The sequence below is a fragment of the Streptomyces sp. NBC_00670 genome (genome assembly GCF_036226765.1).
Taxonomy (GTDB): domain Bacteria; phylum Actinomycetota; class Actinomycetes; order Streptomycetales; family Streptomycetaceae; genus Streptomyces.
In genome coordinates this window covers 4,903,833-4,926,280 of the sequence record NZ_CP109017.1, presented here as the reverse complement: position 1 = coordinate 4,926,280, position 22,448 = coordinate 4,903,833, and the positions used below count along the sequence as shown (strand labels likewise).

Annotated in this window: 19 protein-coding genes and 1 riboswitch; of the genes, 9 read left to right on the top strand and 10 right to left on the bottom strand. The window is 70.6% G+C overall.

Annotation, left to right across the window (positions count from 1 at the left end; all coding sequences use genetic code 11):
* Nucleotides 1-19: 19 nt before the first annotated feature.
* Entirely contained in the window at nt 20-490 is a 471-nt protein-coding gene (locus OIE12_RS21995; RefSeq protein WP_329137905.1) for a hypothetical protein, read from the bottom strand.
* A gap of 138 nt (nt 491-628) precedes the next feature.
* Here OIE12_RS21995 and OIE12_RS21990 point away from each other — a divergent pair, with 138 nt between their 5' ends.
* Nucleotides 629-1,597 carry a diacylglycerol/lipid kinase family protein gene (locus OIE12_RS21990; RefSeq protein ID WP_329137903.1) on the top strand — a complete coding sequence of 323 codons (969 nt, stop codon included), beginning with the start codon at nt 629-631 and terminating at the stop codon, nt 1,595-1,597.
* Nucleotides 1,598-1,913: 316 nt separating this feature from the next.
* The gene (locus tag OIE12_RS21985; RefSeq protein ID WP_006142322.1) at nt 1,914-2,171 is read left to right on the top strand and encodes a WhiB family transcriptional regulator; all 258 of its coding nucleotides are present in this window, start codon (nt 1,914-1,916) and stop codon (nt 2,169-2,171) included.
* Nucleotides 2,172-2,365: 194 nt separating this feature from the next.
* Here the strand turns inward: OIE12_RS21985 and OIE12_RS21980 are convergent, their stop codons facing one another.
* On the bottom strand, nt 2,366-3,844 hold the full coding sequence (locus tag OIE12_RS21980; RefSeq protein ID WP_329137900.1) for a sensor histidine kinase: 1,479 nt from the start codon (nt 3,842-3,844) through the stop codon (nt 2,366-2,368).
* A gap of 536 nt (nt 3,845-4,380) precedes the next feature.
* On the opposite strand from OIE12_RS21980, the gene nagB reads away from it, so the two are divergent.
* Nucleotides 4,381-5,166, top strand: coding sequence for a glucosamine-6-phosphate deaminase (gene nagB, locus OIE12_RS21975; protein WP_329137898.1), 786 nt, complete (start codon nt 4,381-4,383; stop codon nt 5,164-5,166).
* 190 nt (nt 5,167-5,356) lie between these two features.
* On the opposite strand, the gene OIE12_RS21970 is transcribed toward nagB, so the two are convergent.
* The 4 genes from OIE12_RS21970 to OIE12_RS21955 form a co-directional block, all read right to left on the bottom strand.
* A complete protein-coding gene (locus tag OIE12_RS21970) occupies nt 5,357-6,859 on the bottom strand; it encodes a glycoside hydrolase family 3 protein (RefSeq protein ID WP_329137896.1) in 1,503 nt (500 codons plus the stop codon).
* Nucleotides 6,860-6,868: 9 nt separating this feature from the next.
* Nucleotides 6,869-7,777 (bottom strand): carbohydrate ABC transporter permease, encoded by a 909-nt coding sequence (locus OIE12_RS21965; protein WP_443053881.1) that lies wholly within the window; start codon nt 7,775-7,777, stop codon nt 6,869-6,871.
* Complete coding sequence (locus OIE12_RS21960) at nt 7,774-8,766, bottom strand: carbohydrate ABC transporter permease (RefSeq protein WP_329137893.1); 993 nt, start codon at nt 8,764-8,766, stop codon at nt 7,774-7,776. Before OIE12_RS21960 ends, OIE12_RS21965 begins: the two co-directional genes overlap by 4 nt.
* Before the next feature lie 366 nt (nt 8,767-9,132).
* Nucleotides 9,133-10,413 carry an extracellular solute-binding protein gene (locus OIE12_RS21955; RefSeq protein ID WP_329137891.1) on the bottom strand — a complete coding sequence of 427 codons (1,281 nt, stop codon included), beginning with the start codon at nt 10,411-10,413 and terminating at the stop codon, nt 9,133-9,135.
* A 472-nt stretch (nt 10,414-10,885) separates the two neighbouring features.
* Here OIE12_RS21955 and OIE12_RS21950 point away from each other — a divergent pair, with 472 nt between their 5' ends.
* The 5 genes from OIE12_RS21950 (at nt 10,886) to OIE12_RS21930 (ending at nt 17,569) form a co-directional block, all read left to right on the top strand.
* Nucleotides 10,886-11,650, top strand: coding sequence for a GntR family transcriptional regulator (locus OIE12_RS21950; protein WP_030379374.1), 765 nt, complete (start codon nt 10,886-10,888; stop codon nt 11,648-11,650).
* A gap of 175 nt (nt 11,651-11,825) precedes the next feature.
* Nucleotides 11,826-12,119: a DUF3311 domain-containing protein gene (locus OIE12_RS21945; protein ID WP_329137888.1), complete on the top strand. Its 294-nt coding sequence runs from the start codon at nt 11,826-11,828 to the stop codon at nt 12,117-12,119.
* Nucleotides 12,116-13,726 carry a monocarboxylate uptake permease MctP gene (gene mctP / locus OIE12_RS21940; protein WP_329137886.1) on the top strand — a complete coding sequence of 537 codons (1,611 nt, stop codon included), beginning with the start codon at nt 12,116-12,118 and terminating at the stop codon, nt 13,724-13,726. The genes OIE12_RS21945 and mctP overlap by 4 nt, the downstream gene beginning before the upstream one ends.
* Nucleotides 13,727-13,924: 198 nt before the next feature.
* Nucleotides 13,925-14,047: riboswitch (cobalamin riboswitch) on the top strand.
* Nucleotides 14,048-14,171: 124 nt separating this feature from the next.
* Entirely contained in the window at nt 14,172-16,541 is a 2,370-nt protein-coding gene (locus OIE12_RS21935; protein ID WP_329137885.1) for a ribonucleoside-diphosphate reductase subunit alpha, read from the top strand.
* Nucleotides 16,541-17,569: a ribonucleotide-diphosphate reductase subunit beta gene (locus OIE12_RS21930; RefSeq protein WP_329137883.1), complete on the top strand. Its 1,029-nt coding sequence runs from the start codon at nt 16,541-16,543 to the stop codon at nt 17,567-17,569. Before OIE12_RS21935 ends, OIE12_RS21930 begins: the two co-directional genes overlap by 1 nt.
* Here the strand turns inward: OIE12_RS21930 and OIE12_RS21925 are convergent.
* Complete coding sequence (locus OIE12_RS21925) at nt 17,482-17,730, bottom strand: hypothetical protein (protein WP_329137880.1); 249 nt, start codon at nt 17,728-17,730, stop codon at nt 17,482-17,484. The genes OIE12_RS21930 and OIE12_RS21925 overlap by 88 nt on opposite strands.
* Before the next feature lie 94 nt (nt 17,731-17,824).
* Between OIE12_RS21925 and OIE12_RS21920 the strand changes: the two genes are divergently transcribed.
* A complete protein-coding gene (locus tag OIE12_RS21920; protein WP_329137879.1) occupies nt 17,825-18,826 on the top strand; it encodes a helix-turn-helix domain-containing protein in 1,002 nt (333 codons plus the stop codon).
* A gap of 106 nt (nt 18,827-18,932) precedes the next feature.
* On the opposite strand, the gene OIE12_RS21915 is transcribed toward OIE12_RS21920, so the two are convergent.
* The 3 genes from OIE12_RS21915 to def all read right to left on the bottom strand — a co-directional run bounded on the left by OIE12_RS21915 (nt 18,933) and on the right by def (nt 22,396).
* Nucleotides 18,933-20,315 (bottom strand): bifunctional albaflavenone monooxygenase/terpene synthase, encoded by a 1,383-nt coding sequence (locus tag OIE12_RS21915; protein ID WP_329137877.1) that lies wholly within the window; start codon nt 20,313-20,315, stop codon nt 18,933-18,935.
* On the bottom strand, nt 20,312-21,397 hold the full coding sequence (gene cyc1 / locus OIE12_RS21910; protein WP_329137874.1) for an epi-isozizaene synthase: 1,086 nt from the start codon (nt 21,395-21,397) through the stop codon (nt 20,312-20,314). The genes OIE12_RS21915 and cyc1 overlap by 4 nt, the downstream gene beginning before the upstream one ends.
* A 348-nt stretch (nt 21,398-21,745) precedes the next feature.
* Entirely contained in the window at nt 21,746-22,396 is a 651-nt protein-coding gene (gene def / locus OIE12_RS21905; protein WP_329137872.1) for a peptide deformylase, read from the bottom strand.
* Nucleotides 22,397-22,448: the final 52 nt, after the last annotated feature.

Genomic DNA, 22,448 nt, shown 5'->3' with positions numbered 1-22,448 from the left:
CGGGCCCCGCGTCGTCGTACTACTTCGGTTCGGCGCGGCCCGGGCCCTTGATGCCCAGTGCCTTCGTCGTCGCGGGGTTGACCAGCAGGACCAGCGCCGTGATCGCCACCACCGCGAGGACGATGCCCGCGGGGATCGCCACACTGTCGGCCTGCAACAGGCTGTAGGCCACCGGCAGCGCCATGATCTGCGTGATCACGGCCGGCCCCCGGCTCCAGCCGCGCCGCAGCAGCAGCCCGCGCGCGGCCAGCAGCGGCAGCAGCGCGAGCACGACCAGCGTGACGCCGCCGGTGATCCCCGTCTGCCGGTCGCCGGAGTCGCCGGCCGCCCCCAGGACGAGCATCCACACCCCGCCGGCGGCCAGGGCGAGCCCCTCCAGCGCGCACAGCGCCGCCGCGGCGGTCAGCCGCGCGGGACGCGGTCCGACGGGACCGTCGGGCTTCTCGGCGGCGGGGTCGGTGTCCGGGGCGGATTTCTGCTCAGCGCTCACCCTTGAAGGGTAGCCCTGACGTGCGGGCCCATTCCGGCCGCCGGGGGTCCCGCGCCGGGCCACTCCACGGCCCGTTCCCCGGGGCCGAGGACACCCTCGGGCTGGGCCGAGTACCACCCGGTAGGTAACCTGCATCGCATGCGTGCACTTCTCGTGGTCAATCCGGCGGCAACCACCACAAGCGCACGTACGCGTGACGTCCTGATCCACGCGCTGGCGAGCGAGATGAAGCTCGAGGCGGTCATGACCCAGTACCGCGGCCACGCCCGCGACCTCGGCAGGCAGGCCGCGGAGAGCGAGGACATAGACCTGGTCGTCGCCCTCGGCGGCGACGGCACGGTCAACGAGGTCGTCAACGGCCTGCTGCACCACGGGCCCGACCCGGACGAACTGCCCGGCCTCGCCGTGGTCCCGGGCGGCTCCACCAACGTCTTCGCCCGCGCCCTCGGCCTGCCCAACGACGCCGTGGAGGCCACCGGCGCCCTGCTCGACGCGCTGCGCGAGGGCAGCGAGCGCACCATCGGCCTCGGCCGGGCCTCCGGCGTGCCCGGCACGGACGACGAGTCGGTGTCGGCCCGCTGGTTCACCTTCTGCGCGGGGCTGGGCTTCGACGCGGGCGTGATCGGCCGGGTCGAACAGCAGCGCGAGCGGGGCCGGCGGTCGACCCATGCGCTGTATCTGCGCCAGGTCGTCCGTCAGTTTCTGGACGAACCCCACCGCCGGCACGGAACGATCACACTGGAGCGGCCCGGCGAGGAGCCGGTCACGGATCTGGTGCTGTCGATCATCTGCAACACCTCGCCGTGGACGTTTCTCGGCAATCGCCCGGTGTACGCGTCACCTAAGGCCTCGTTCGATACCGGACTCGACATCCTCGGGCTCAGCCGTATGTCGACGGCCGCGGTTGCCCGGTATGCGACCCAGTTGCTCACTTCGTCCCCCGAGCGCGGACCCCGCGGGAAGCATGCGGTGTCACTGCACGACCTGACGGACTTCACCTTGCATTCGAAGGTGCCACTGCCCCTCCAGATGGACGGCGACCACCTCGGACTGCGTACCAGCGTGGCGTTCACAGGCGTACGCCGTGCACTGCGTGTGATTGTGTGAGCAGAACGGGCCAAAGTCCTTTCACTCGAACGTTTAGGCCAGGGTCCACCCCTTGGAAGTACGGCTGTGACCTAGTCGACACCAAGGAATCAAAAAAAACTTTCCGGAAGGGGTTGTATCCGCCGCTGAGGTTTGCGAGTCTCTACGTGGCGCTCGGGACGGCACGCAACACCGGCCCCCCTAAGAGCCCGAATCCCTCCTCGAAACCAGGACCGCCGCAGTGTGGCTGACGGTCGGCCCTTCACTTGTCGGGGGATTCGTGAAAGCGTTCACATTCACAAGCAACCGCACGTAATACCAAGGAGAGGTAGCAGCCATGGACTGGCGTCACAACGCCGTTTGCCGCGAGGAAGACCCCGAGCTGTTCTTCCCCATCGGCAACACCGGTCCTGCGCTGCTGCAGATCGAGGAAGCCAAGGCCGTCTGCCGGCGCTGCCCCGTGATGGATCAGTGTCTGCAGTGGGCGCTCGAGTCCGGTCAGGACTCCGGCGTCTGGGGTGGTCTCAGCGAGGACGAGCGCCGCGCCATGAAGCGCCGCGCCGCCCGCAACCGGGCCCGTCAGGCCTCCGCCTGACACACCCACCCCGTACGAGCCCGAGCCCGGCGGCGCGTGCAGCGAGCACGCATCTCCCGCCCCCGAGCCGCAGCGCGCAGTACCCCCGATGCGCTTGAAGCAAGCAGTAGTTGAGCCCCGGACCTTCTGGTCCGGGGCTCGCTGCTTTCCGGTGCGACCCCGCGCCGGTACGGCCGGCTCCCGGCCGCACCGGGCTACTTCTGGGCCCGGATGGGGATGTCCAGGATGACTCGGGTGCCGCGTCCGGTCGCCGCCGGGACCATGTCGAAGGTGCCGCCCAACTCCCCCTCCACCAGGGTCCGGACGATCTGCAGACCGAGGTTGCCCGAGCGGTGCGGGTCGAAGCCCTCGGGCAGACCCACCCCGTCGTCCTGCACGGTGACCAGCAGCCGGGCCTCCTTCGACGTGCCCCCGCGGACCGCCGAGACCTCGACCACGCCGGTCTCGCCCGGGCCGAAGCCGTGCTCCAGGGCGTTCTGCAGGACTTCGGTGAGGACCATGGAGAGCGGAGTGGCGACCTCCGCGTCCAGGATGCCGAAGTGTCCGGTGCGCCGGCCGGTGACCTTGCCCGGGGAGATCTCGGCGACCATGGCGAGCACCCGGTCGGCGATCTCGTCGAACTCCACCCGCTCGTCCAGGTTCTGAGACAGCGTCTCATGGACGATGGCGATCGAGCCGACCCTGCGGACGGCCTCCTCCAGCGCCTCCCGGCCCCGCTCGGAGTCGATGCGGCGGGCCTGGAGCCGCAGCAGCGCGGCGACCGTCTGGAGGTTGTTCTTCACCCGGTGGTGGATCTCCCGGATGGTGGCGTCCTTGGTGATCAACTCGCGCTCACGGCGGCGCAGTTCCGTGACATCCCGGAGCAGGACCAGGGAACCGATGCGCACGCCCTTGGGTTTGAGCGGGATGGCGCGGAACTGGATCACTCCGTCCCTGGCCTCGATCTCGAACTCGCGCGGCGCCCAGCCGCTGGCCACCTTGGCCAGCGCCTCGTCCACCGGGCCCCGGGTGGGCGCGAGTTCGGCCGTCGTCTGCCCGAGGTGATGACCCACGAGGTCGGAGGCGAGGCCCATGCGGTGGTACGCCGACAGGGCGTTGGGCGAGGCGTACTGGACGATGCCGTCCGCGTCCAGCCGGACCAGGCCGTCGCCGACGCGCGGGGCGGCGTCCATGTCGACCTGCTGGTCCGGGAAGGGGAAGGAGCCGGCCGCGATCATCTGGGCGAGGTCGGAGGCGCTCTGGAGATAGGTCAGTTCGAGGCGGCTCGGGGTGCGCACGGTGAGCAGGTTGGTGTTGCGCGCGATGACGCCGAGGACACGCCCCTCGCGCCGTACGGGGATGGACTCGACGCGGACCGGGACCTCCTCGCGCCACTCGGGGTCGCCCTCGCGGACGATGCGCCCCTCGTCCAGGGCGGCGTCGAGCAGCGGGCGGCGGCCGCGCGGGACGAGGTGGCCGACCATGTCGTCCTGGTACGAGGTGGGGCCGGTGTTGGGGCGCATCTGGGCGACCGAGACGTACCGGGTGCCGTCGCTGGTGGGGACCCACAGGACGAGGTCGGCGAAGGAGAGGTCGGAGAGCAGCTGCCACTCCGAGACCAGCAGGTGGAGCCACTCGAGGTCGGAGTCGCCGAGGGCCGTGTGCTGGCGTACGAGTTCGTTCATGGAGGGCACGTGCCGAGCGTACCCGGGGGTGCGGACACTGCCCGCATTCGCCCGATTCGGGGCCGGCGACACCCGCGGGCCGGAAGCACTCGCGGACCGGAGACACCCGCGGGCCGCGGCGCCTGGGAGGGACCCTCAACCCTCCCGGCACCGCAGCCCGGAGCAGCATCGGCCGTGGGTGTGCGGTCCCGTTCGGCCGAAGGTGAGGAGCCGGTGCAGTCAGGGCAGAGAGCGCCGGTTCCTCGGTCCGCCCTCCTGTGCGGGGAGGACGGAAGTGCGGTCGTCGGCCGGTGAGTGGCCCGTCCGCGCGTCCGTTCGGAGGGTGGAAGCGTGGACTAGACCATGCCTGGCCAAGGCCCATTGTCGCTGGCCGCACGCGCGTGTGTCCATGCATGACGGGATGTTTCTTTCGCCTTTTCCCGCACGTCGCGTCGGGTGGGCACGGTGTTCGCGCGGGGTCCTCGCGGGCCCTGCCCCGGCGGGGGTCGCTCTGCTAGATTGGTCTAAACCACATAGCGACCCTCTCGGCAGATCGGCAGGCCAGCGTGGAAGTTGTCATCGTCCCCGACGCCGCGGCGGGCGGCGAGCTCGTCGCGGAAGCCATCGTCCGGCTGGTCGGGCGCAAGCCCGACGCCCTGCTCGGCGTGGCGACCGGATCGACCCCCCTGCCGGTGTACCAGGCCCTCGGGGCGAAGGTGCGCGCCGGTGAGGTGGACACCTCCCGGGTGCGGATCGCCCAGCTCGACGAGTACGTGGGGCTGCCGGCCGAGCACCCCGAGTCCTACCGCTCCGTACTCGCGCGCGAGGTGCTCCGGCCGCTCGGGATCGGCATGGACGCGTTCATGGGGCCCGACGGGACGGCCGAGGACGTGCAGGCGGCGTGCGAGACGTACGACGCGGCGCTGGCGGGGGCCGGCGGGGTGGACCTGCAGCTGCTGGGGATCGGGACGGACGGGCACATCGGGTTCAACGAGCCGTGCTCGTCGCTGGCGTCGCGGACGCGGATCAAGACGTTGACGGAGCAGACGCGGGTGGACAACGCGCGGTTCTTCGACGGGGAGATCGCGCAGGTCCCGCACCATGTGATCACGCAGGGGATCGGGACGATTCTGGAAGCGCGGCATCTGGTGCTGCTCGCCACGGGCGAGGGGAAGGCGGATGCGGTGGCGGCGACGGTGGAGGGGGCGGTGGCGGCGGTGTGTCCGGCGTCGGCGTTGCAGTTGCACGCACACGCGACGGTGGTGGTGGACGAGGGGGCGGCGTCGAAACTGAAGCTGGCGGACTACTTCCGCCACGCGTTCACCAACAAGCCGGCGTGGCAGGGGATTTAGGGCGGGGCGCCCGGGAGGGAAGGGGCGCGGGAGAGCTCGGGTGGGTGGGGCTCGTTGACGGGTGCGGGCGGGTTCTTGGCTGGTCGCGCAGTTCCCCGCGCCCCTGAAAGCAGGGGCGCGGCCCTGCTTTCAGGGGCGCGGGGGACCGCGCATCTTTTGTGGGGGGCCGGGGGAAATCCCCGGGGGGCCCTCAGGCCGTCGAACCCGTGATCGCCTCCGCGGCTGCCACGCCGCAGACCCTCGCCGCCCCGTGCGTCGCCACGTGGAGCGTGGCGCGGGGGGCGGCCTGCGGGACGCCCATCTCCACCACCACCGTGTCCGGGCGGGCAGCCAGCAGCGTCCGTACCGCCTCCCCCATCCAGGGATACCGGTGCTCGTCACGCACCACCGCGACCACCCGCCGCCCCCCGGCCGCCGCCAGCGCCTCCACCCCCGCGCTCTCCCCCGTGAACGCCCCCGTCACGGTCCCCGGCAGCAGCCGGGCCAGCTCCGCCGCCACACCCCACGGCGTCTCGTCGCCCACCGCGATGTTGGCGACGGGCGTGAACGCGGCGACGTACGGAGCCTCGGTCAGCGGGACGAAGTCCGGCGACCGGGTCACGGTGAGCGCACGCCGGGCGGCGATCAGGCCGACGTCCACACCCGGCCCCTCGGCACCGGCGGACGCACCGGCCACCACACCCCCCGCCGTCCACCCCGCCAGCTCCCGCACCCTCCGTGCCGCGTCCGCCAGCCGCGACTCGGCGAGCGCCCCGGTGCGCACCGCGTCCACCAGCGCGTCCCGCAGCCGCCGTACCGTCTCGTCGTCGGCGAGCCCCCCGCCCACGCAGATGGCGTCCGCACCCGCGGCGATCGCGAGGGCGCTGCCCCGCTCGATGCCGTACGTCGCGGCGATCGCCCGCATCTCCATGCCGTCGGTGACGATCAGGCCCTCGTAGCCGAGTTCCTTGCGCAGCAGGTCGGTCAGGATGCCGCCGGACAGGGTCGCCGGGCGCTGCGCGTCCAGGGCCGGGACCAGGATGTGGGCGCTCATCACGGCCTTCGTGCCGGCGCCGATCGCGGCCCGGAACGGAGCGAGTTCGCGCGCCCGCAGGACCTCCGCGTCCGCGTCGATGCGCGGCAGCGCGAGGTGGGAGTCGACCGCGGTGTCGCCGTGCCCGGGGAAGTGCTTGGTGCAGGCGGCGACCCCGGCGGACTGCAGCCCGGTGACGTACGCGGCGGTGTGCCGGGCCACCAGCTCCGGGTCGGCGCCGAAGGAGCGGACGCCGATGACGGGGTTGGCGGGGTTGGAGTTGACGTCCGCGGAGGGCGCCCAGTTGAGGTTGACGCCGCAGGCGGCCAGCCGGCGGCCGAGTTCGCGGGCCACCTCGGTCGTCAGTTCGACGTCGTCGACGGCGCCGAGGGCGTGGTTGCCGGGGAAGGAGGAACCGGCGCGGACCTCCAGGCGGGTCACGTCGCCGCCCTCCTCGTCGATCGCGACGAGGACGTCGTCGCGTTCGGCGCGCAGCTGGGCGGTGAGGGCGGCCAGCTGCGCGGGCGAGGCGATGTTGCGGCCGAAGAGGCCGACGGAGGCGAGCCCCTCGCCGAGCCGGCGCAGCAGCCAGTCGGGGGCGGTCGTCCCGGTGAATCCGGGCTGCAGGACCGTGAGGGCGTCGCGCGTGAGAGTGTCGGTGCCGCTGGCGAAAGTCGTCATCGGGTGGCGTTATCCCTTCACGGCGCCCGCGGTGAGACCCGCGGCCATCTTGCGCTGGACGAGGAGGAAGAGCACGACGATCGGTATGGCCATCATGGTGGCTCCGGCCATCATGGGGGCGTATTCGGTGCCGTGCTTGGTGGTGAAGTTGGCGAGCCAGACGGTCGCGGTCTGCTTCTGCTGGCTCATCAGCATCAGGGCGTAGAGGTACTCGTTCCACGCCTGGATGAAGCCGTAGACGGAGGTGGCGACGAGTCCGGGCGCGAGCAGCGGGAAGACCACGCGGACGAAGGCGCCGGTGCGGGAGCAGCCGTCGACCATGGCCGCCTCCTCCAGTTCGCGCGGGATGTTGACGATGAAGCCGCGCAGGGTCCAGACCGTGAACGGGAGGATGAAGGTCAGATACGTGAGGATCAGACCGGACAGCTTGTCGTACTGGTCGAGGTCGTTGAGGAGCAGGAAGACCGGGATGATCATGGCGACCAGCGGGATCATCTGCACCGCCAGGATGGCGACGATGACCACCTTGCGGCCGCGGAAGGCGAACCGGGAGATGGCGAGCGCGGCCAGCATGCCGACGGCGATGCCGATGAGCACCACGGTCAGGGAGACGATCAGGCTGCGGCCGACCGGACCCCAGAAGTCGGCGATGTCCAGCGCCCGGCGGAAGTTGGACAGGGTCAGCCCGGTCGGCAGCAGGCTGGGGTCGGGGTCGATGGCGTCCTTGGCGGGCTTCACCGCCGTGTTGAGCATCCAGTAGACCGGGAAGCCGACGATCAGGAAGACCAGCAGCCCGAGGACGTTCCAGCCGGCCCTGGTGCGCCGCACGCGCCGGGGCGCGGCGGCCCGTCCGGCGGCCTTGGGCCCGGTGGCTCCCGGACCGGCGGTGGTCTTCGGGGGCAGGGCGGTCGCGCTCATTCGACCTCTCCGATCTTCAGCATCTGGCGCATGTAGACGGCGACGACGCCGAGCAGCAGCACCACGGTGACCAGGGCGATCGCGGAGCCCTGGCCGTAGTCGTTGACCACGAACGCCTTGTCGTAGGAGTACGTGGTGAGGACCTGGAACTCGGCCTCCGGGTGGCCGTTGCGCATGACGAACACCTGGGGGAAGACGCCCATGTCCCAGATGACGGAGAGGGTCGTCAGCATCACGATGATCGGCTTGAGGATCGGCAGCGTGACGTAGCGGAAGACGCCCCACGCGCCGGCGCCGTCCAGGCGGGCCGCCTCCTCCATCTCCTTGGGCACCTGGGTGAGTCCGGCGCCGAGGGTGATGACGACGAACGGCACCGCGCCCCACACCACGAGCAGCATGATCACGGCGAGGCCCTGCGGCCCGCTGGCGAACCAGTTGTGGCCGACCAGGTCGACGCCGGGGAGCTTGCTCAGCAGTGCGTTGAAGACGCCGTAGTCGGAGTCGAACAGCCATTTGAAGACGGTGGTGGCCACGATGACGGGCATGCCCCAGCTGGCCACGAGGGCGATGTTGACCAGCGTCTTCACCCAGCCGGAGACCCGCTGGAGCAGCAGGGCGATCAGCATGCCGACGACCATCGTGAAGATGACGCTGCCGCCGGCGAAGACGATGGTGCGGACGACGACCGCCCAGAACTCGCTGTCGCCCAGCACGGTGGCGAAGTTGTCGAAGCCGACGGACTCGGCCGGCTGGAAGCCCCACAGCTGCGACTGGCCGAACTTCTGGAACGAGAGCGTGACCAGACGGACCAGCGGATAGCCGAGGACGACGACGAGGACCAGCAGACAGGGCGCGAGCAGTCCCCAGGGCACCGCGGCCCCGGCCGCCGCACGCGGCTTGCGGGGACGGCCCGGGACGTCCGGTGGTGGCGGCGGCGCCTGCCGCGGGGGCGGCACCTTGGCAGGGGTGGTGGTGTTGGCGGCACTCATCGCGCGCTCCTCAGCGGTCCCTCAGGTCGTACGGGGTCGTGCGGGGTACGGCCCCGGCGGGGCCGGGCGGGGCCGGGTTGGCCCTGCGTCGCCCTGCGGGGCCGGGCTGGCCCTGCGGGGCCGGGCGGGGTCCTGCGGGGGCGGTACGGCCGCACGGCGTCCTGCGGAGGCGGTAGGGCCGCACGGGCGTCGCTCCGCCACCGGGCCCCGCGGAGGGCGCCCCCGCGGCCGTACGGACCCCCGTGCCGTACGGCCGCCCCGGGGTGCCCGGCGTTCTGCGGCCGGCCTTCACCGCCCGGCCGGCGCGCGGGGCCCGCCGCGCACGCCGGGCGGGGCCCCGTCGCCGTCGACGGGGCCCCTGCCGGGTCACTTCGTGTTGATGACCTTGTCGATCGCGGCGTCCGCCTCCTTGGCGGCGGCCTCGACGGACTTCTTGCCGGTGCCGATGTTCTGCAGCATCGTCTGGAGCACCTGCGCCTTCTCGACCTGGCCCCACCCGGGCGCCATCGGCACGAACCAGTTGGACTCGGCCGCGGTGGCCGGGACCGCGGTGGCCGGGTCGTCCTTCAGGGTCGCGAGGTCGGTCTTGTTGTTGGGCAGGTTGCCCTTGGCGATCAGGCCCTTCTGGCCGTCCTTGCCGGTGAACGCGTTGATCCACTCGGCGGCCACGCCCTGCGCCTTGGACTTCACCGGGATCGCGAGGTCCGAACCGCCCAGGAAGACGGGCATGTTCTTGCCGGACGGACCCGGCATCACGAAGTTCTCGAGGTTGTCCTTGAGCTTGCCGGTCTTGTCGTTCTTCGGGTCGGCCGAGGTTGCGCCCTCCCACGCCGCACCGAAGATCATCGCCGACTTGCCCTGGCCGTAGACGATGTAACGGTCGGACTCGTCCTTGGTCTTGTCGCCGTGCATGTACGTGTCGACGACGTTCTTGAACTCGTTCAGGCCCTTGAGGGACTCGGGCGAGGAGAGGTTGGCCTTCCAGGTGCCGCCGTCCTCCTTGGCGATGGAGCCGCCCGCGTCGTAGACGAAGGACATGGCCGCGTACCAGTCACGGGTGGGCTGGTACCAGGCGCTGAACTTCGAGCCCTCCTTCTTCTGGATCTTGTCGAGGGCGGCGGTCAGCTCCTTGTACGTCTTCGGGGGCGTCTTGACCCCGACCGAAGCCGCCACGTCCTTGCGCCAGTTGGCGACGCGGCCGCCGGCGTAGTACGGCACGCCGTAGGTCTTGCCCTCGTAGGTGACGGAGGCCTTCAGGCCGTCCAGCCAGGCGTCGGAGTTGTCGAACTTCGCCGCGTCGACGGGGGCGAAGGCGCCCTTGACCATGTAACCGAGCATCTCGGTGTTGCCCATCTCGACCACGTCCGGCGCCTTGTCGGTGGCGAGGACGGCGTCGAGCTTGGTGTTCTTGTCGGGCCAGCCGTAGTACTCGTGCTTGATCTTGATGCCGGGGTGCTTCTTCTGCACCGCCTTGTCGGCGGCCTTGACCAGCGCCGGCCAGTTGTTCTGCGCGTCCACCGTGAGCCAGACGGTCAGCTCCTTGGCGTCCGCGCCCTTGGCCGAGTCCCCGTCGTCACTGCCCCCGCACGCCGCGATGGAGACCATCATGCCCGCGATACCGATCGCGGCTGTCAGCTTGCGCTTCACGCCACCCTCCTCAGGGATGCCACGAACCCCCCTGTCCCCCTCGGCGTGCCGCGACGAAGTGCTGCGCGGCGACGTGCCGCGTACGTGCGTTGCCCGTGGGGCCGGGACCTGGTCCAGTGGTGTAGACCAGTAGGGGGAGCTTGGCCCGGACCAATAGGAGTGTCAAGGGCGTTGGAGCCCGCGTGAGGCGTCCGTTATGGGACCTACATATGCAAGAACCTTTACGTAGGAAGGATGCGAAAAGGCCAGGTCGGCAGCGGTTCCGGTGGGTGTACCACTGGGTGGACCACTGGGCGGACGGTGGACTAGACCACCGCGGTCGGCTGGCGGTATACAAAGGAGGTCCCCGGCACGCGTGCGCGGGATCCCCTCACGGAACGTGTGGAGTCACCCACACGAAGCCGTGCCACGATGTGAGCCGTGACCGGCGGGACCCGTCGGCCCCCGCGGCACCGAGCCGGGAAGGCGGAGCATGAGCACCGACGTCAGCAGTGCGGAGAGCGAGGGCGGAGCACCCGTCCGTACGGCGCGCGTGCCGAAGTACTACCGCCTGAAGAAGCACCTGCTCGACATGACCCGCACCCTGCCGCCCGGCACCCCGGTCCCGCCCGAGCGCACGCTGGCCTCGGAGTTCGACACCTCGCGCACGACCGTGCGCCAGGCGCTGCAGGAACTCGTCGTCGAGGGACGGCTCGAGCGCATCCAGGGCAAGGGCACGTTCGTGGCCAAGCCGAAGGTGTCGCAGGCCCTGCAACTGACCTCGTACACCGAGGACATGCGCGCACAGGGCCTGGAGCCCACCTCCCAGCTCCTGGACATCGGGTACATCACCGCCGACGACCGGCTCGCGGAGCTCCTCGACATCACCGCCGGCGGCCGGGTGCTGCGCATCGAACGGCTGCGCATGGCCAACGCCGAGCCGATGGCCATAGAGACGACCCATCTGTCGGCCAAGCGCTTCCCGGCGCTGCGCCGCTCGCTGGTGAAGTACACCTCGCTCTACACCGCGCTGGCCGAGGTCTACGGCATCCACCTCGCGGAGGCCGAGGAGACGATCGAGACGTCGCTGGCCACGCCGCGCGAGGCCGGGCTGCTCGGCACGGACGTGGGGCTGCCGATGCTGATGCTCTCCCGCCACTCCCTGGACAAGGAGGGCCGGCCGGTGGAGTGGGTGCGGTCGGTGTACCGGGGCGACCGGTACAAGTTCGTGGCTCGGCTCAAGCGGCCGCTGGACTGAGCGGCTCCCGGGCTCACGCCATGTTCGGGACGGGTGCGTGACCTACCGTGACCACCTGTCCCCTTTTCGTCGCCTTCCCCAACCGTTATGCGGACAAGGGTTCCGTTCCCTGGACGCGGTGACCTAGATTTCCCTGCGCATTGCCCGGTTGACCAGCGAGGGGACGGAGCCGCACATGTCAGATGCCCCAGGAGTCGGCAGAGGGGTGGTGACGCCCTTGCGGGTCGCCATCGGCCTCTGCCTCGTCGCGCCGTTCGTGGCGATGCTGTGGGTCGGTTCGTACGCCAAGACCGACCCGACGTTCATCGGCATCCCGTTCTTCTACTGGTACCAGATGCTGTGGGTGCTCATCTCCACCGTGCTGACGGTGACCGCCTACAAGCTGTGGCAGTTCGACCAGCGCGGGCGGGCCTCCCGTGACGCCTCCGCGGCCTCGGCGGCCTCCTCGAAGGGAGGTGCGGCGGAATGAAGGACGGCGTGAACGGCGTCGCACTCGGCGTCTTCATCTTCTTCTTCGTGCTGGTCACCGCGATGGGCTTCCTCGCGGCCCGCTGGCGCAAGGCCGAGAACGAGCACAGCCTGGACGAATGGGGTCTGGGCGGACGGTCGTTCGGCACCTGGATCACCTGGTTCCTGCTGGGCGGCGACCTCTACACCGCGTACACCTTCGTGGCCGTCCCGGCCGCGATCTACGCGGCGGGCGCCTCCGGGTTCTTCGCCGTGCCGTACACCATCCTGGTGTACCCGCTGGTCTTCACCTTCCTGCCGCGCCTGTGGTCCGTCAGCCACCGGCACGGGTACGTCACCACCTCCGACTTCGTGCGCGGGCGGTTCGGCTCCAAGGGGCTCTCGCTCGCGGTGGCCGTGACCGGCATCCTGGCGACGATGCCGTACATCGCGCTCCAGCTCGTCGGCATCCAGGCGGTGCTCGACGTGATGGGCGTGGGCGGGGGCGAGAACACCAACTGGTTCGTGAAGGACCTGCCGCTGCTGATCGCCTTCGGCGTCCTGGCCGCGTACACGTACTCCTCCGGACTGCGGGCCCCCGCGCTGATCGCGTTCGTCAAGGACGCGCTCATCTACATCGTCATCGCGGTCGCGATCATCTACATCCCGATCAAGCTCGGCGGCTTCGACGACATCTTCGCCTCGGCGGGCGAGAAGTTCGCGAAGGCGGGCGCGGGCGGCGTGATCCCGGCCGCAGGCGGACAGTGGACGTACGCCACGCTCGCGCTCGGCTCGGCGCTGGCACTGTTCATGTACCCGCACTCGATCACGGCGACGCTCTCCTCGCGCAGCCGTGAGGTGATCCGGCGCAACACCACGATCCTGCCGCTGTACTCGCTGATGCTGGGTCTGCTGGCGCTGCTGGGCTTCATGGCGATCGCGGACGGGATCTCCGTGAAGAACGGCCAGCTGGCCATCCCGCAGCTGTTCGAGAACATGTTCCCCGACTGGTTCGCGGGTGTGGCCTTCGCGGCCATCGGGATCGGCGCGCTGGTGCCGGCGGCGATCATGTCGATCGCGGCGGCGAACCTCTTCACCCGCAACATCTACAAGGACTTCATCAAGCCGGACGCGACGCCGAAGCAGGAGGCCCAGGTCTCCAAGTTCGTCTCGCTGCTGGTCAAGGTGGGCGCGCTGGTCTTCGTCCTGACGATGGACAAGACGGTGGCGATCAACTTCCAGCTGCTCGGCGGCATCTGGATCCTGCAGACGTTCCCCGCGCTGGTGGGCGGCCTGTTCACCCGCTGGTTCCACCGCTGGGCGCTGCTGGCCGGCTGGGCGGTCGGCATGGTGTACGGCACGGTGGCCGCGTACGGCGTGGCCTCGCCGACGCAGAAGCACTTCGGCGGGTCCTCGGACGAGATCCCCGGCATCGGGGAGATCGGCTACATCGGTCTGACCGCGTTCGTGCTGAACGTGGTGGTGACGGTGGTGCTGACGTTCGTCCTGCGGGCGGCGAAGGCGCCGGAGGGCGTCGACGAGACGACGGCGGACGACTACACGGTGGACGTCGGCGACGCCGGCGTCGAGCCGGAGCTCCCGCCGGCGACGGCGGGGACGTCGCACTAGTCGTCGCGATACGCGCCACGTGCGCGGAAGGCCGCGGCTGCCCCTCGGGGGCGGTCGCGGCCTTGGTGCGTGCGCCGCCTCCCCGGGGTTCGCGCGTGGGCCGCCTCCCCGGGATTCGTGCCGGGCCGCCCTCCCGAGACTCCCTGCCCGCGTCCGACACAACATCTGGTCCCTCAACCGGCCGTCCGCCACAACATGTATGCTCAGCACGCTGCCGCCGCAGGGGAATCCGGTGTGAATCCGGAGCTGTCCCGCAACGGTGTATCCACGCGTACGCGCGTCGAGGTGAGTCCGAGGACCTGCCGGCAGTGCGCCCGGCCGTCCGGCCGGGTGCCCGACGTCCGGGCCTCGTGGAATGGGCCGGGGACGCGACCCGGCGCACCCGCGCGCCACCGTGTTGCTCCCTGTCCTCGTCATGGCCCGTGCCGAACGAGGGAGAGCACCCATGACCATCGCCCCGGCGGTTCCCGCCCCGGCGCCCCCGGCGGTCGGGGAACCCGACGGCCCCGGCGCCGCCCTGCTGCGCACCCTCACCGCGCTGACCGTCGACCTCCAGGGCGCCGACCCCGGCCGGGTCGCCGCCGCGGCCCTGCGCGGCCGGTCCGCCCACGCCGACGAGGCCGAGCTGCGCGAGCTGGCCACGGAGGCGGCCGCCGGGCTGATCTCCGAGGACCCGGCCCACTCCCGGCTGGCCGCCAGGCTGCTGACCCTCGGCATCCGCGCCGAGGCCGCCTCGCAGGGCGTCGTCTCCTTCACCGACTCCGTCGCCACCGGCCACCGCGAGGGCCTGATCGCCGACCGCACCGCCGCGTTCGTACGGCTGCACGCGGACCGCCTGGACGCGCTGATCGACCCGGACGCCGACGACCGCTTCGGCTACTTCGGCCTGCGCACCCTGCACAGCCGCTATCTGCTGCGCCACCCGCTCACCCGCAAGGCCGTCGAGACGCCGCAGCACTTCCTGCTGCGGGTCGCCTGCGGACTCGCCGAGGACGACAGCACGCGGTCCGTGGACGAGGTCGCCGCCCTGTACGGCCTGATGAGCCGCCTGGACTACCTCCCCTCCTCCCCCACCCTCTTCAACTCCGGCACCCGGCACGCCCAGATGTCGTCCTGCTACCTCCTGGACTCCCCCAAGGACGAGCTGGACTCCCTCTACGACCGCCTCCACCAGGTCGCCCGGCTCTCCAAGCACGCCGGCGGCATCGGCATCGCCTACTCCCGCGTCCGCGCCCGGGGTTCGCTGATCCGCGGCACCAACGGGCACTCCAACGGCATCGTCCCGTTCCTGAAGACGCTGGACGCCTCGGTGGCCGCCGTGAACCAGGGCGGCCGGCGCAAGGGCGCGGCGGCGGTCTACCTGGAGACCTGGCACGCGGACGTCGAGGAGTTCCTGGAGCTGCGGGACAACACCGGCGAGGACGCCCGCCGCACGCACAACCTGAACCTCGCGCACTGGATCCCGGACGAGTTCATGCGCCGGGTGGACGCCGACGGCACCTGGTCGCTGTTCTCCCCCGCCGACGTGCCGGAGCTGACCGACCTGTGGGGCGCCGAGTTCGACGTCGCCTACCGCAGGGCGGAGGAGGCGGGGCTCGCCCGGAGGACACTGCCCGCCCGTGAGCTGTACGGCCGCATGATGCGTACGCTCGCGAGCACCGGCAACGGCTGGATGACCTTCAAGGACACCGCCAACCGGACCGCGAACCAGACCGCCGAGCCCGGCCACGTCGTCCACTCCTCGAACCTCTGCACGGAGATCCTGGAGGTCACGGACGACGGGGAGACGGCGGTCTGCAATCTGGGCTCGGTCAACCTCGGCGCGTTCGTCCGGGACGGGGACCTCGACTGGGAGCGGCTGGACGCCACCGTCCGCACCGCCGTGACCTTCCTCGACCGGGTCGTCGACATCAACTTCTACCCGACCGAGCAGGCGGGCCGCTCCAACGCCCGCTGGCGCCCGGTGGGGCTCGGTGCCATGGGGCTCCAGGACGTGTTCTTCCGGCTGCGCCTGCCCTTCGACTCCCCCGGGGCGAAGGCCCTGTCCACCCGCATCGCCGAGCGGATCATGCTCGCCGCGTACGAGACCTCCGCCGACCTCGCCGAGCGCCACGGCCCCGCGCCGGCCTGGAAGAAGACCCGTACGGCCCGGGGCGTACTGCACCCCGACCACTACGGCGTCGAGCACACCTGGCCGGAGCGCTGGGCCGCGCTGCGGGAACGCATGGCGACGACCGGGCTGCGCAACTCGCTGCTGCTTGCCATCGCGCCGACCGCGACCATCGCCTCGCTCGCCGGTGTCTACGAGTGCGTCGAGCCGCAGGTGTCCAACCTGTTCAAACGCGAGACGCTGTCGGGCGAGTTCCTCCAGGTCAACTCGTACCTGGTGGACGACCTCAAGCGACTCGGCGTGTGGGACGCGCGCACCCGGGAGGCGCTGCGCGAGGCGAACGGCTCGGTGCAGGGCTTCTCCTGGATCCCCGAGGACGTGCGCGCGCTGTACCGCACCGCCTGGGAGATCCCGCAGCGCGGCCTGATCGACATGGCCGCCGCCCGCACCCCGTACCTCGACCAGGCCCAGTCGCTGAACCTGTTCCTGGAGACGCCGACCATCGGGAAGCTCTCCTCCATGTACGCCTACGCCTGGAGGTCCGGGCTGAAGACGACGTACTACCTGCGCTCCCGCCCGGCCACCCGTATCGCCCGCGCGGCACGGGCCACCGCGGCCACCGCCCCCGCCGCACCGGCCGCTCCGGACCCCGAAGCGGTCGCCTGCTCCCTGGAAAACCCCGAGTCCTGCGAGGCCTGCCAGTGATGTCCACCGAGACCCCCGCGAACCCCACCAAGAACCTGCTCGACCCGGGCTTCGAGCTCACCCTGCGCCCCATGCGCTATCCCGACTTCTACGAGCGCTACCGGGACGCCATCAAGAACACCTGGCACGTCGAGGAGGTCGACCTCCACTCGGACGTCGCCGACCTGGCGAGGCTCAGCCCCGAGGAGCAGCATCTGATCGGCCGCCTGGTGGCCTTCTTCGCCACCGGCGACTCGATCGTCGCGAACAACCTGGTGCTGACGCTGTACAAGCACATCAACTCCCCGGAGGCGCGGCTGTACCTGTCCCGCCAGCTCTTCGAGGAGGCCGTGCACGTCCAGTTCTATCTGACGCTCCTTGACACCTATCTGCCCGACCCGGACGACCGGGCCGCCGCCTTCGCGGCCGTGGAGAACATCCCGTCCATCCGGGAGAAGGCCGAGTTCTGCTTCCGGTGGATGGACTCGGTCGAGTCGATCGACCGCCTGGAGACCAAGGCCGACCGCCGACGCTTCCTCCTCAACCTGATCTGCTTCGCCGCGTGCATCGAGGGGCTGTTCTTCTACGGCGCGTTCGCCTACGTCTACTGGTTCCGCGGCCGGGGCCTGCTGCACGGCCTGGCCACCGGCACCAACTGGGTGTTCCGGGACGAGACGATGCACATGTCGTTCGCGTTCGACGTCGTCGACACCGTCCGCAAGGAGGAGCCGGACCTCTTCGACGAGGAATTGGGCCGGCAGGTGACCGACATGCTTACGGAGGCCGTCGAGGCCGAGCTGCAGTTCGCGCGCGACCTGTGCGGTGACGGCCTCCCGGGGATGAACACCGACTCCATGCGGCAGTACCTGGAGTGCGTCGCCGATCAGCGGCTGAGCCGGCTCGGCTTCGCTCCGGTGTACGGCGCGGAGAACCCGTTCTCCTTCATGGAGCTCCAGGGCGTTCAGGAGTTGACCAACTTCTTCGAGCGGCGGGCGTCGGCGTACCAGGTCGCGGTGGAGGGCTCGGTCGGCTTCGACGAGGACTTCTGACCGCTCTCCCGCTCGGCCTCCTGCCGTCCCCGCGCCGCCCTGAGCTGCCGGTCCACACGCCAGTCGTGGACGACGCCGATCAGGGCGGGCAGGGTGATGAGGGCCAGGAGGCCGAGGACGGCCACCATTCCGATGAGTGCTTGTGCGTGCGTCGTGTCCATGTGCTCCACCTTCGCGCCGCCGCCTCCTCCGCGTCAGTGGCAGGACTGCCGTACACCCTCGATTTCCTGCCATCGCCGAGGCACACTTGTCCGCATGCTGCGCAACGTCGCCGCCGTCATGCTGGACGGCGTCCACCCCTTCGAGCTGGCCGTCGTCTGCGAGGTCTTCGGCATCGACCGGAGCGACGAGGGGCTGCCCGTGTACGACTTCGCGGTGGTCTCCGCCGAGGGCCCGCGGCTGGGCACCCATGTGCCGGGGCTGACGTTCTCGACGCCGTACGGCCTGGAGCGGTTGGCCGAGGCCGACCTGATCGCCGTACCCGCCGGGAACGGCTTCGAGAGCCGCGCCTATCCGCCCGAGCTGCTCCGTGCGCTGCGCGACGCCGCCGGCCGGGGCGCCCGGGTGCTCAGCGTGTGCTCCGGCGTCTTCGTACTGGGCGCGGCCGGGCTGCTCGACGGGCGGCGCTGCTCGGCGCACTGGCGGCACGCGGACACGCTGGCCCGGCGTTACCCGCGGGCGCGGGTCGAGCCGGACGTGCTGTACGTGGACGAGGACCCGGTGATCACCTCCGCCGGTACGGCCGCCGGGATCGACGCCTGTCTGCACCTGGTGCGCAAGGAGCAGGGGCCGGAGGTGGCGAACCGGATCGCCCGGCGGATGGTGGTGCCGCCGCACCGGGACGGCGGGCAGGCCCAGTTCATCGAGCGCCCGCTGCCCCGCACTCCGTGCGACACCGTGGGCGAGGTGCTGGTGTGGATGGAGCGGCACCTGGACGAGGAGGTCACCGTCGAGCAGCTCGCCGCCCGCGCCCACATGTCGCCGCGTACCTTCGCCCGCCGCTTCCAGCAGGAGACGGGCACGACGCCGTACCGCTGGATCCTGCGCCAGCGGGTGCTGCTGGCGCAGCGGCTGCTGGAGGGCACGGACGAGACCACGGACGCGATCGCGGGCCGCACCGGGTTCGGCAACGCGGCCGCGCTGCGGCACCAGTTCGTGCGCGCGCTGGGGACGACCCCGCAGGCGTACCGGCGCACGTTCCGGGGGCCGGGACCGGGACCGGTGGCCGGGGCCGAGGACCCGGGGACGGCGGCCTGAGCGGGGCCCGGGGACGGCGGCCGCAGCCGGCGGGGGCGTGCGCGTCGGGTGTTCACCCGTCCCGCACGCCCCCGCCGGGCGCCTCACCGCCGTACGCGCCCCCGGCTCACCTCCGTACGGGCCGCAGCAGCAGCCGGTGCGGGCGCAGGGTGATGCCCACCCGGGTCTCGTCGTTGGAGCCGGCCACCTGCTCCAGGTGCCAGGTGCGGGCCACCGTGGCCGTGATCAGCGTGAGCTGCGCCATGGAGAAGTGGTCGCTGGGGCATTTGCGGTTGCCCGTGCTGAACGGGCTCATGGCGTGCTTGGGAACGCTTCCGACGCGTTCCGGAAGCCACCGGTCGGGGTCGAACTCCAGGTTGTGGTCGTAGGACTTCGCATCGCGCTGGATCGCGTACGGGCTGTAGACGATGTCGGCCCCGGCCGGAATGCGGTAGCCACCGAGTTCCGTGTCGGTCACCGCCCGGCGGGTGAGAATCCATACGGCGGGGCGCAGCCGCATCGCCTCGACGACGACATTGTTGGTGTGCCTGAGGCTGCGTACGTCCGCGAATGCGACGGGCCTGCCGCCGGTGACGGATTCGACTTCCGCGCGGACCTTTTCGGCCTGTTCCGGGTGGGCCGCGAGAACCTGGAGCAGCCACATGATCGTGGAGGCCACGGTTTCGCTGCCGGGGGTGAGTATCGCGACGACCTGGTCGTGGATCTCCTGTTCCCCGATGGGCTCGCCATTCCCGTCCTTCGCCGCCAGCAATGCGGTCAGCAAATCGTCCGGCTTTTGACCGGATGCCCGGCGTTCGGCGACGATCTCGTCGACCAGGAGGTGCAGATCGGCCAGTGCCCGGTCGAATGCGCGGTTGGCCGGGAGGGGCAGCCGGTAGAGCGGTCCGGCGGGTATCACCATGCGCCGGTACATGCCGCGGAAGACGGTGGCGAGGGCGACGCACAGCCGTTCGGCGCGCTCGTCCATGTACTCGCCGCGCAGCAGACAGCGGGCGGCGATGCGCACGGCGATGCGGAAGGACTCGGAGGTGCAGTCGACGGTCTCGCCGGGGCGCCAGCGCGTCGTGAGGGCGTGCGCCTCCTCCTCCATGATCGGCCCGTACTCGGGGATCACGTCGAGCCGGAAGGCGGGCTGGATGGTGCGCCGCTGGCGCCGGTGGGTCGGCCCGTTGGCGGTGGCGACGCCCTCCTTGCCGAGCAGGCCCTCCAGGGACTCCCAGAGCGGGCCGCCGATCTTGTAGTCGTGGCTGAGGGCAACGGCGCCGGTGAGCGCCGGGGTGGTGACGGCGTACACGGTCTTCGGGCCGAGCCTGAGGCGTACGACGTCGCCGTCGGCGCGCAGCCGCGAGAGGAAGCCGAGGGGGTCGCGGACCAGTTTCCAGCCGTGGCCGAGGAGCGGGACGGCGCCGCCCGCGAGCGGCGGGTCGGGCAGCGGGACGGCGGTGCGGGGCTCGGGCGTGGCCGGCTGGATGCTCGATTCGAGGGTCATTTCTCACCTTCCGCTTCGTTCGTGACGTACGGGGGTGTGGCGCGGTCCTCCCAGCTGTCGACGCGGTACCGGCCGGATTCGTGATGGAACCAGTAGACGGTGCTGAACCAGTTCCGCATATTGGTGACGCAGCATTTCACGGCGATGCTGAGTTCTTTTCCGGGGACGGTGCCGTCGTCGAGCGTGTCGGCGAAGCGCAGCGCCTCCCGTTCGGCGACCAGGAATTCGTCGATGCAGTCCGTGATCCGCCGCCTGAGTTCCCGGACGGCTTCGGGAAGTGTCATTTCCCGGTGCCGTACGAGGCTGATGCCGAGATTGTGCACCTCGTTCCCGGCGATTTCCTTGGGAAGGGAACACAGGTCGTTGTACCAGGCGGCGAATTCCTGGCTGAGCAGGGCCGCCCGCCGGTATGCGGGGTGTTTCCGTACGGGGTCCGGTAATTCCCGGCCCGCGCTCGGCTCCAGGAGGTCGGTCCAGATCCAGTGGGCGAAGGTGAGCCGGCGCAGTTCGAGGTATTCCTCGACCGTGGGGACCCGGCCCCGGAGGCGGTTGTGGAACTCCCGGTCGTAGGCCTCGATCACGGCGTGGAAGTGCCGGGCGAAGCGGGCGTTCCAGTTCCGTCCGCAGAACGCGTAGAGCCGGAGCACGCTGTCCGCGAACGCCGCGACCAGCGAGTCCTCGTGGTGCAGATGGGACGCGGGTGAGTCCAGCGCCGTGTGCAGCCGGATCCGCAGCCGGCGCCAGGCGGCGGACCTGCGGTGGACCACGTCGCGGTCGTGGCGGTCGTCCCAGACGAAGAACCAGGCGCTGTAGTCCCCTATCGCCTGGAGGACGTCGTCGGGGGCGCCGAGGTAGTAGCCGGCCATCAGATCCGTGTAGCACAGACCGTCGGCATATTCGCGCACCTTCTCCGCCGGCATGAGCCGCCTTTCCCGCAACCAGGAACGGGTGTTCTCCTGGAGCCGGGGCCAATACGGGTGCAGTTGCCGGGGAAACGCGGCCTCGATCACCGGGAGCGCGAGCGCCGGTGGAACCGTGACCGCGGTGGTGGTGAGTGAAGTGCTGTGTGGGAAAGCTGGCACGAACAAACCCCTCTCAGCAGCCGGATGGCGTCGCACCGCTCCCCCCGTGCCCGGGCGCGCGCCGTTGCGTATCCCCGCGCTTTCCATTCAGCTACACAACTGACCATTTTGGGAATGGATTTGCCGCGTTCATTTCACGAGTGGCATGTGAACCCCCAGACGAACAACGCCCGGCCGGGGAGGGATCTCCCGGCCGGGCGTCAGGGACACCGCGCGAACTCGCGTGAGCTCTACGCGGACTCCGCGTGAGCTCCGCGGTATTCAGCCAATTACGGTTTCTTTCGGCCTTCGTTCGAGCCTGTTCCGATCACAATCGGTCGTGTTCGGTCTGCTTCGGTCGTGCGTGGGTCAGTCGTTCGCCACGATCGGGTAGCGCGGCTCGTTCTCGGCCATCTGCCGCAGCGCGTCCTTGCGGTCGCGCTTGGACAGCCGGTCGATGTACAGGTAGCCGTACAGGTGGTCCGTCTCGTGCTGCAGGCAGCGCGCGAAGTAGCCCGTACCGCGCACCCGGACCGGGTTGCCCTTCTCGTCCTGCCCGGTCACCTCGGCGTAGTCGGGGCGGGCCAGCGAGACGTAGGCGGTCGGCACGGAGAGGCAGCCCTCGTTGTTGTCGTCCAGCCGGCGCCGCTCCGCGGGGAGTTCGACGAGCTTGGGGTTGCAGATGACGCCCACGTGCCGCACGCCCTCGTCGTCCGGGCAGTCGTAGACGAACACCTTCAGGTCGACGCCGACCTGGTTGGCGGCCAGGCCCACGCCCTCGGCGGTGCGCTGGCTGGCGAACATGTCGTCGACCAGCTTCGCCAGCTCGTCGTCGAACTCCGTGACGTCCCTGCACTCCTTGTGCAGCACCGGGTTGCCGACGACGGTGATCGGCCGGGAGGTGCCGCGCTCGCGGTAGGCGGCCTCACGCTCCTCGCAGTCCTCCGTGTCGATGACGTACCCCTCGTCGTCGACGGGGAGCACGCCCGCCTGCTGCTGATCGGTGTCCTGCTGGGCCATGGCCGACGTACGCCTTCCTGCACTGTGTCTTCTCGGGGACTGTGTCTTCTCG

Bases quoted from the DNA above. Each gene is read 5' to 3' on its own strand.
- OIE12_RS21950 (WP_030379374.1), top strand. From the start codon at position 10,886: ATGAGCACCGACGTCAGCAGTGCGGAGAGCGAGGGCGGAGCACCCGTC.
- OIE12_RS21925 (WP_329137880.1), bottom strand. From the start codon at position 17,730: ATGGACACGACGCACGCACAAGCACTCATCGGAATGGTGGCCGTCCTC.
- OIE12_RS21985 (WP_006142322.1), top strand. From the start codon at position 1,914: ATGGACTGGCGTCACAACGCCGTTTGCCGCGAGGAAGACCCCGAGCTG.
- OIE12_RS21960 (WP_329137893.1), bottom strand. From the start codon at position 8,766: ATGAGTGCCGCCAACACCACCACCCCTGCCAAGGTGCCGCCCCCGCGG.
- OIE12_RS21945 (WP_329137888.1), top strand. From the start codon at position 11,826: ATGTCAGATGCCCCAGGAGTCGGCAGAGGGGTGGTGACGCCCTTGCGG.
- OIE12_RS21970 (WP_329137896.1), bottom strand. From the start codon at position 6,859: ATGACGACTTTCGCCAGCGGCACCGACACTCTCACGCGCGACGCCCTC.
- def (WP_329137872.1), bottom strand. From the start codon at position 22,396: ATGGCCCAGCAGGACACCGATCAGCAGCAGGCGGGCGTGCTCCCCGTC.
- OIE12_RS21920 (WP_329137879.1), top strand. From the start codon at position 17,825: ATGCTGCGCAACGTCGCCGCCGTCATGCTGGACGGCGTCCACCCCTTC.
- OIE12_RS21930 (WP_329137883.1), top strand. From the start codon at position 16,541: ATGTCCACCGAGACCCCCGCGAACCCCACCAAGAACCTGCTCGACCCG.
- OIE12_RS21915 (WP_329137877.1), bottom strand. From the start codon at position 20,315: ATGACCCTCGAATCGAGCATCCAGCCGGCCACGCCCGAGCCCCGCACC.
- mctP (WP_329137886.1), top strand. From the start codon at position 12,116: ATGAAGGACGGCGTGAACGGCGTCGCACTCGGCGTCTTCATCTTCTTC.
- OIE12_RS21965 (WP_443053881.1), bottom strand. From the start codon at position 7,777: ATGAGCGCGACCGCCCTGCCCCCGAAGACCACCGCCGGTCCGGGAGCC.
- OIE12_RS21990 (WP_329137903.1), top strand. From the start codon at position 629: ATGCGTGCACTTCTCGTGGTCAATCCGGCGGCAACCACCACAAGCGCA.
- OIE12_RS21935 (WP_329137885.1), top strand. From the start codon at position 14,172: ATGACCATCGCCCCGGCGGTTCCCGCCCCGGCGCCCCCGGCGGTCGGG.